Annotated in this window: 9 protein-coding genes; 6 read left to right on the forward strand and 3 right to left on the reverse strand. The window is 39.4% G+C overall.

Going from position 1 to position 6721, the window contains the following annotated elements; all coding sequences use genetic code 11:
- Positions 1–297 precede the first annotated feature (297 nt).
- Positions 298–1317 (forward strand): protein rep, encoded by a 1020-nt coding sequence (locus ACWHAR_RS19355; RefSeq protein ID WP_026043409.1) that lies wholly within the window; start codon positions 298–300, stop codon positions 1315–1317.
- A 29-nt stretch (positions 1318–1346) separates the two neighbouring features.
- On the opposite strand, the gene ACWHAR_RS19360 is transcribed toward ACWHAR_RS19355, so the two are convergent.
- The gene (locus ACWHAR_RS19360) at positions 1347–1886 is read right to left on the reverse strand and encodes a hypothetical protein (RefSeq protein WP_011255095.1); all 540 of its coding nucleotides are present in this window, start codon (positions 1884–1886) and stop codon (positions 1347–1349) included.
- Positions 1887–1992: 106 nt separating this feature from the next.
- Between ACWHAR_RS19360 and ACWHAR_RS19365 the strand changes: the two genes are divergently transcribed.
- The 4 genes from ACWHAR_RS19365 to mobV all read left to right on the forward strand — a co-directional run bounded on the left by ACWHAR_RS19365 (position 1993) and on the right by mobV (position 5209).
- Entirely contained in the window at positions 1993–2178 is a 186-nt protein-coding gene (locus ACWHAR_RS19365; RefSeq protein ID WP_011255096.1) for a hypothetical protein, read from the forward strand.
- 300 nt (positions 2179–2478) lie between these two features.
- The gene (locus tag ACWHAR_RS19370) at positions 2479–2916 is read left to right on the forward strand and encodes an Hsp20/alpha crystallin family protein (RefSeq protein ID WP_010891078.1); all 438 of its coding nucleotides are present in this window, start codon (positions 2479–2481) and stop codon (positions 2914–2916) included.
- A gap of 46 nt (positions 2917–2962) precedes the next feature.
- The gene (locus ACWHAR_RS19375) at positions 2963–3091 is read left to right on the forward strand and encodes a hypothetical protein (RefSeq protein WP_255452039.1); all 129 of its coding nucleotides are present in this window, start codon (positions 2963–2965) and stop codon (positions 3089–3091) included.
- A gap of 669 nt (positions 3092–3760) precedes the next feature.
- A complete protein-coding gene (gene mobV / locus ACWHAR_RS19380) occupies positions 3761–5209 on the forward strand; it encodes a MobV family relaxase (RefSeq protein ID WP_011255099.1) in 1449 nt (482 codons plus the stop codon).
- Positions 5210–5219: 10 nt separating this feature from the next.
- Here mobV and ACWHAR_RS19385 read toward each other — a convergent pair whose 3' ends face one another.
- Complete coding sequence (locus ACWHAR_RS19385) at positions 5220–5699, reverse strand: DUF3967 domain-containing protein (protein ID WP_010890187.1); 480 nt, start codon at positions 5697–5699, stop codon at positions 5220–5222.
- Between the two features lie 128 nt (positions 5700–5827).
- Here ACWHAR_RS19385 and ACWHAR_RS19390 point away from each other — a divergent pair, with 128 nt between their 5' ends.
- A complete protein-coding gene (locus ACWHAR_RS19390; RefSeq protein WP_014475552.1) occupies positions 5828–5989 on the forward strand; it encodes a hypothetical protein in 162 nt (53 codons plus the stop codon).
- 410 nt (positions 5990–6399) lie between these two features.
- Here the strand turns inward: ACWHAR_RS19390 and ACWHAR_RS19395 are convergent.
- On the reverse strand, positions 6400–6721 hold a 322-nt coding region (locus ACWHAR_RS19395; RefSeq protein ID WP_452087572.1), incomplete at its 5' end, for a hypothetical protein.

Genomic DNA, 6721 nt, shown 5'->3' on the forward strand with positions numbered 1-6721 from the left:
AAAAAAAATCTCCCCCCCCTGCGGGGGAAGAATGGTTTTGATCTTTGGGTTTTAGGTTTTAAAAAAAGCCGGCTGTTTTCAGCCGGCTTTTTTTCGATTTTGGCGGAGCCGAAATCGGGTCTTTTCTTATCTTGATACTATATAGAAACAACATCATTTTTCAAAATCAGTTCAAAGTCTTGTGTGTCAAGGGTTAGATCGGTTTTTGACAGGTAAAAACTCCTTCTGCTATTATTAAGGTGTCGAATCAAAATAATAGAATGCTAGAGAACTAGCTCAGAAGGAGTTTTTTTGTTGATTTATTCATCTGAAAACGATTATAGCATCCTCGAAGATAAAACCGCAACAGGTAAAAAGCGGGATTGGAAGGGGAAAAAGAGACGTACGAACCTCATGGCGGAGCATTACGAAGCATTAGAGAGTAAGATTGGGGCACCTTACTATGGCAAAAAGGCTGAAAAACTAATTAGTTGTGCAGAGTATCTTTCGTTTAAGAGAGACCCGGAGACGGGCAAGTTAAAACTGTATCAAGCCCATTTTTGTAAAGTGAGGTTATGCCCGATGTGTGCGTGGCGCAGGTCGTTAAAAATTGCTTATCACAATAAGTTGATCGTAGAGGAAGCCAATCGGCAGTACGGCTGCGGATGGATTTTTCTCACGCTGACGGTTCGGAATGTAAAGGGAGAACGGCTGAAGCCACAAATTTCTGAGATGATGGAAGGCTTTAGGAAACTGTTCCAGTACAAAAAAGTAAAAACTTCGGTTCTTGGATTTTTCAGAGCTTTAGAGATTACCAAAAATCATGAAGAAGATACATACCATCCTCATTTTCATGTGTTGATACCAGTAAGGAAAAATTATTTTGGGAAAAACTATATTAAGCAGGCGGAGTGGACGAGCCTTTGGAAAAAGGCGATGAAATTGGATTACACTCCGATTGTTGATATTCGTCGAGTGAAAGGTAAAGCCAAGATTGACGCTGAACTGATTGAAAACGATGTGCGGGAAGCAATGATGGAGCAAAAAGCTGTTCTCGAAATTTCTAAATATCCGGTTAAGGATACGGATGTTGTGCGCGGCAATAAGGTGACTGAAGACAATCTGAACACGGTGCTTTACTTGGATGATGCGTTGGCAGCTCGAAGGTTAATTGGATACGGTGGCATTTTGAAGGAGATACATAAAGAGCTGAATCTTGGTGATGCGGAGGACGGCGATCTGGTCAAGATTGAGGAAGAAGATGACGAGGTTGCAAATGGTGCATTTGAGGTTATGGCTTATTGGCATCCTGGCATTAAAAATTACATAATCAAATAAAAAAAGCAGACCTTTAAGGCCTGCTTTTTTTAACTAACCCATTTGTATTGTGTTGAAATATGTTTTGTTCGTTTTTTATCTTTGTAGCTTTTTATGATTAATTGTCTATGATAACCTAGGGAATCTTTACATTGTCTGTGTTGAATAGTTACATAAACTGGTTTGCTCTTAGGATAGTTTAAATATACTGTTGTCATTGCTCCGAAAACAAAAGCTTTTAATGGTCCTTGAGCGATATAGTTTCCTATAACTCCAACTACGCCACCTGCAATTGCTGGAATAATTTTATTTTCCCAATCTGTATATTTCACATTATCATACTTTTTGGTAGCGACAATTTTGCATGAATTTAAATAGTCACCAGGAAGCTGTTGGATAGTTATATTTTGATTAGTTTGGTTTGAAGAACAGGTAATACCATTTTGAGAAAAAGTGGTTGGAACTATTGGTGTTGTTATATCTTTACTCTGTTCATTGTTATTTTGTTGAGCAGCAAGTATACTGTTCGTAGGAATCAATAAAACTAAAGACATTACTAAAGCTAATACAATTTTTATGCTACCATTCAATTAAAAAACATCCCTTCTTTGGTTATATGGGCCCGTATATAATATACCTCTTATTGGGATTTTTTGTTTAAATTTTGAATTAAATTAAGAGAAAATTAAGAAGGGTATGAATTTCACAGTGAAATTACTAATGAGTTTTGTGTTTGGAGCTTTAGGGGCATTATTAATGGTAAGTGTGAGAGAACATTTTTCTTTTACTGTGACATTAATAGTTTTAGTTGTTGTTATCATCGTTGCTTTTATTCTTGATGAGTTATGGAAAAGGCATAAAAAAAAGAGAGAAGAAGATTAATCTTCTTCTCTCTTTTTTTTATGCCTTTGTCCTCTATGGGGTTCCGTCAGGAAAATGCGGATTTACAACGTTAAACTATTTTTGGGAAACAAAAACCTGCTTCTCCAACTCTAAGCAGAAGAAGCAAGGTGAGGTAATATTTTCACTTGCCAGAATCACGAGGTGGATTCACCATAAGAAACACTCTAAAAATTGGTACAGATACGAATCCATTTGTACAGAACGTAAAGTAAAGGATTTATGAATAAACGTATACAAAATTGGAATAATATCTTTGAAAATAACCAAGGAGGATTGAATATGTCATTAGTACCTTATGATCCATTTAGACAATTATCAAATATGAGAAGAGAATTCGATCGTTTCTTTTCGGAATTACCAATTTCGTTTGACAATGAACATGGTATAGGTGGGATTCGAGTTGATGTTCATGAAACTGAGAATGAGGTTGTGGCAACATGTGATTTACCTGGTCTTGAAAAGAAAGAAGATGTAGATATTGATATACAAAATAACAGATTAAGCATTAGTGGTTCTATCAAGCGTACCAATGAAATAAAAGAAGAAAATATGTTAAAAAAGGAACGCTATACAGGTCGTTTTCAACGTATGATAACACTTCCAAGCCCCGTTTCACATGATGGGGTTAAAGCTACGTACAAAAATGGAATACTTGAAATAACAATGCCAAAAGTGGCGAAGGACGTAAAAAAGAAGATAGATGTAAGTTTCCAGTAACATGAGTAAATTGCTACTGGTCATGAAAGATTTCGGGTATGACTACATGCAGGAATTAGCTAAAGAAAGTCCTGATTTGGTGGATTTGATAATTTTAACTATTCATTCACCTGAACAACAAAAGAAAAAGGTCATTTCTGAGTTAACAGATAATATTAAGAAAAGCTTTTTATAAATCTGATAAGGATCATAGGCTTTATATAAGCTAATAAATAATCATTATAGTACCTAAATTGTAATTAATTCATCGAAAGAGAAAGACAGGTTAAATAACTTGTCTTTTTTGTTTTGCAATTAACAAAAGATTATTTGGTCAATCTTTGTAATAACATGTTTACTATAACCAACATAAATAATTATGAATAACAATACCATAATTTTGTAATGCTAACTGTAAACTAACATTGTGAGAGGATATTATGTACATAAAGGGGTACCGTCAGGAAAATAGGCTTAGCGTTGTAAATCCGCATTTTCCTGACGGTGTACCTCTATGGGGAAGATCCTTATAAAATGAGAAAGTAGATGCACGGTTTCACAGCATACTTTCTGTAATTGAAAATTTGACACACAGAACAATTTGTTCATGCGGTCAAATGCTGCGGGAGTAGCAAGGGTTTTTCCGATTTTCTGCCGATCTCTCATCGGCGGAAAAGTCGGGTCGGCAGACAGCCGACAAGTGGCACGAACTTTCGATGCGATAGCGAGAATGAGAGAGCCACCAGCACCGCAGGTCGCACGTCCAAATTTGCCATGGGCATAATTTGGTGTAGTGCGTTACACCAAAGATAAACTTTGTGTTACCATAACCCCTATACAGTGGTCTGAATCGGGGGTTTTTCTCATGGCAAATTATGCAGTCATCAGGATGGAAAAATACAAAAAAGATAGATTGAATGGAACGCAAAAACACAATCAGCGGGAGTTTCAAAAAAGCAAAAATGAAAATATTGATCGGGAGCGGACGCACTTAAATTATGATCTAGTGAACGAGAAACCGATTAGCTATTCAAAAGCGATTCATGAAAAAATTGAGGGGCGAGTCAAACGGAAGGTCCGAGCGGATGCTGTTTTGGTCAGCGAATTTTTGATCACGGCAAGTCCTGACTATATGAATGGGCTGAGCGATGAGGAGCAGCGGCGCTATTTTGAAACAGCGGTTGATCATTTGAAAGAGAAATACAGCGCTGAAAACATGCTTTATGCTACAGTCCATATGGATGAAGCGACTCCTCATATGCATGTTGGTATTGTACCGATCACAGAGGACGGCCGACTCTCTGCGAAAGATTTTTTTAATGGCAAATTGAAGATGAAAGCCATTCAAGATGATTTTCATCGGCACATGGTTGAAAACGGTTTTGACCTGGTGCGCGGCGAACCAAGCGAAAAGAAGCATGAGAATGTTCACCAGTATAAAATAAATCAGCGGCAAGCGGAGCTTGAGCGGCTTAATGCTGAAATTGCTTTAAAGGAAAAGCAGAGAGAGGAACTGGAAAAGCAAAACAAAGCTGTTCAAGCAGTTATAGAAGTGAAAAAAGAATCGCTGACAGCTAAGGCTGAAGAGTTGAAAATGCCGACTATTGAACATGAAAAAGCGTGGCTCAAAAAGGATAAAGTCATTGTGCCAGAGCGGGAACTCCATGCTTTGTATGCCTATGCGGAGCAGAAAACTAAAACGGCAGCCGAGTTGGCGGGGCAATTGAAGTCGGAAACGCAGGAAAAGGAGCGCTGGCAGTCTATCGCCCGGCAGGAAGCAGATCGGGCGGATGAAAAAGACCAACGGCTTCAGGAACTGCAGAGTAGGATCCATTCAGAAGTTGAAGCGTCCAAAAAGGAAATGCGGCGCAAGCTTGCAAAGGAATTTACGGAAGAACAGCGTCAGGATCTTCGGCAGGAAGTGAAAGAGGAACTGACGACTTTACGAACGGAAAACGAGGAACTGTCAGCTGAAAATAAAGTTTTGATCATTCAAAGAAATAGCGAAGCTGCGGAGAGCCTAAAACTAAAACAGGAACTTGATAAGAGAAACGGGCAGTATGCTGAGGTTTTGAGTTTCGCCAAGAAGCAGAATCAAACGCTTGAAAAAGTGGCTGGAGAAAACAAGGCGTTAAAAAAAGAAAATAAGACACTAAAAGAGAGAGTTGCCGTACTGGAACAATGGAAAGACAAAATGGTTCAGTGGGCTAAAGAAAAATTACCAAAGATGCGGAAATTAGCGGCATCGTTTTTCCGTACGGCTGGAATGCCTAGAGAAGCCAATAAATACAAGGACAATGAATTAGAGCGGTGAAAACGGGCAATCAATTGCCCTTCCAAAATTTCCACCACTTTTTTTGTTTGGTGGCTGCGATCATTTTTTGTGTCTCAAGGGACTCACGTAATGCAGCGGTGAGTGTCTCGTGCCTTTCTTGCTGTCTTTTTTCGAATCGTTCCATCCGTTCTGCCATGTGGCGGTTGAATTCTTCCTGTCGTTTCATGAATTCGACTAAAGGATTGTCCTGTAGCGATGTAGCGGTATCCGATATGGTCAGTTTAGAACGATATAAGCTTGCTATGTGCTTTACCGTTTCGTCGAGTGAGTGTCCATTGATCTTAGTCATTGTACATAGATACTCTAAAGTCTTTACGTCATCCTCGGTATAGAGTCGCCATCCTTTCGAATCTTTATTGAACGAGTAGCCTTGTTCTTCAAGCATACTGGCATACTTGCGGACAGTTACTGGCTCTATACCGAGGTGTTTTGCGACGTCCTTTGATGATAATTTGATTCCCATATCCATAACGTATCACCTCGTAAAAAGGGTTCGCTATAGTGAGGGCAAAGCCCTTTATTTAGAGCCATTTAAAAAGAAAGCTGTTCCGTTCTTTTATCAGGTTGGGACTGTATTTAGTTTATGGGGGAGTGCCAATGAGTGATTTTGAAACAGGAATGAGATATGTAAGAGCAACCCTTGGCTTTGAGGGTTTAGTGCTGACGGAAGAAGAGGAAAAGCTTTTAGAAAGACGGTTTCATGGAGAAATCACAGAGGAAGAATACATACAAAAAGCGTTTGAGCTTTCTTTGATGTGATGTACCTGCAGGGGCTTATAATATTCATAGCTGTTGTTAGAACCTAAACCCTTTTACCGTTTTTGGCGGTGAGGGTTCTTTTTTTTTAGGCAGTGATGCGATTTTGGCGTGAGTCAACGGTAACCGGACCGTAGGGAGGATTAAGGAGTTGACTCGCTCAGCGCCACCCGAACCCTTTCAGCACTCAAACAAACCCGTTTGTTTGACGCCAACCGGCGAGGGAGCCCCCCGAAGATGCGGGGGGTTGGGGGGATTGAATGCTGGCATCCAACGGCCGTCCGTTGGTGGGTTTGGGCAAAGCCCAAGAACTGTTGCAAGGCTCGTTGAGAATAAAGAATGCTTTTCAGGATGCTTAGAATCGTTTCTGAGAGCTTCAAATAAAAAAGATGACCTTTTATAGGGGGAAGCTCTTAAAATTGAATGTAGGGGCATTTAAACACGTTTAAAAATAAAAAAAGCAGACTCTTTAGAGTCCGCCTTGTTATTTTTAACCCAGTGCTCCATTTTCGGCTGTTTGGAAATCTTTTGAGATGCCGAACCATCCATTTTCTTTTGTTCCATGAAAAAAGTGCTTTTGGATGCTTAAAAAGGCTTTTTCGTATAAAAAAAGCCGATTTTTGAAAAAAAAATCTCCCCCCCCTGCGGGGGAAGAATGGTTTTGATCTTTGGGTTTTAGGTTTTAAAAAAAGCCGGCTGTTTTCAGCCGGCTTTTTTTCGATTTTGGCGGAGCCG

Source organism: Bacillus sp. LR--39 (assembly GCF_053613335.1).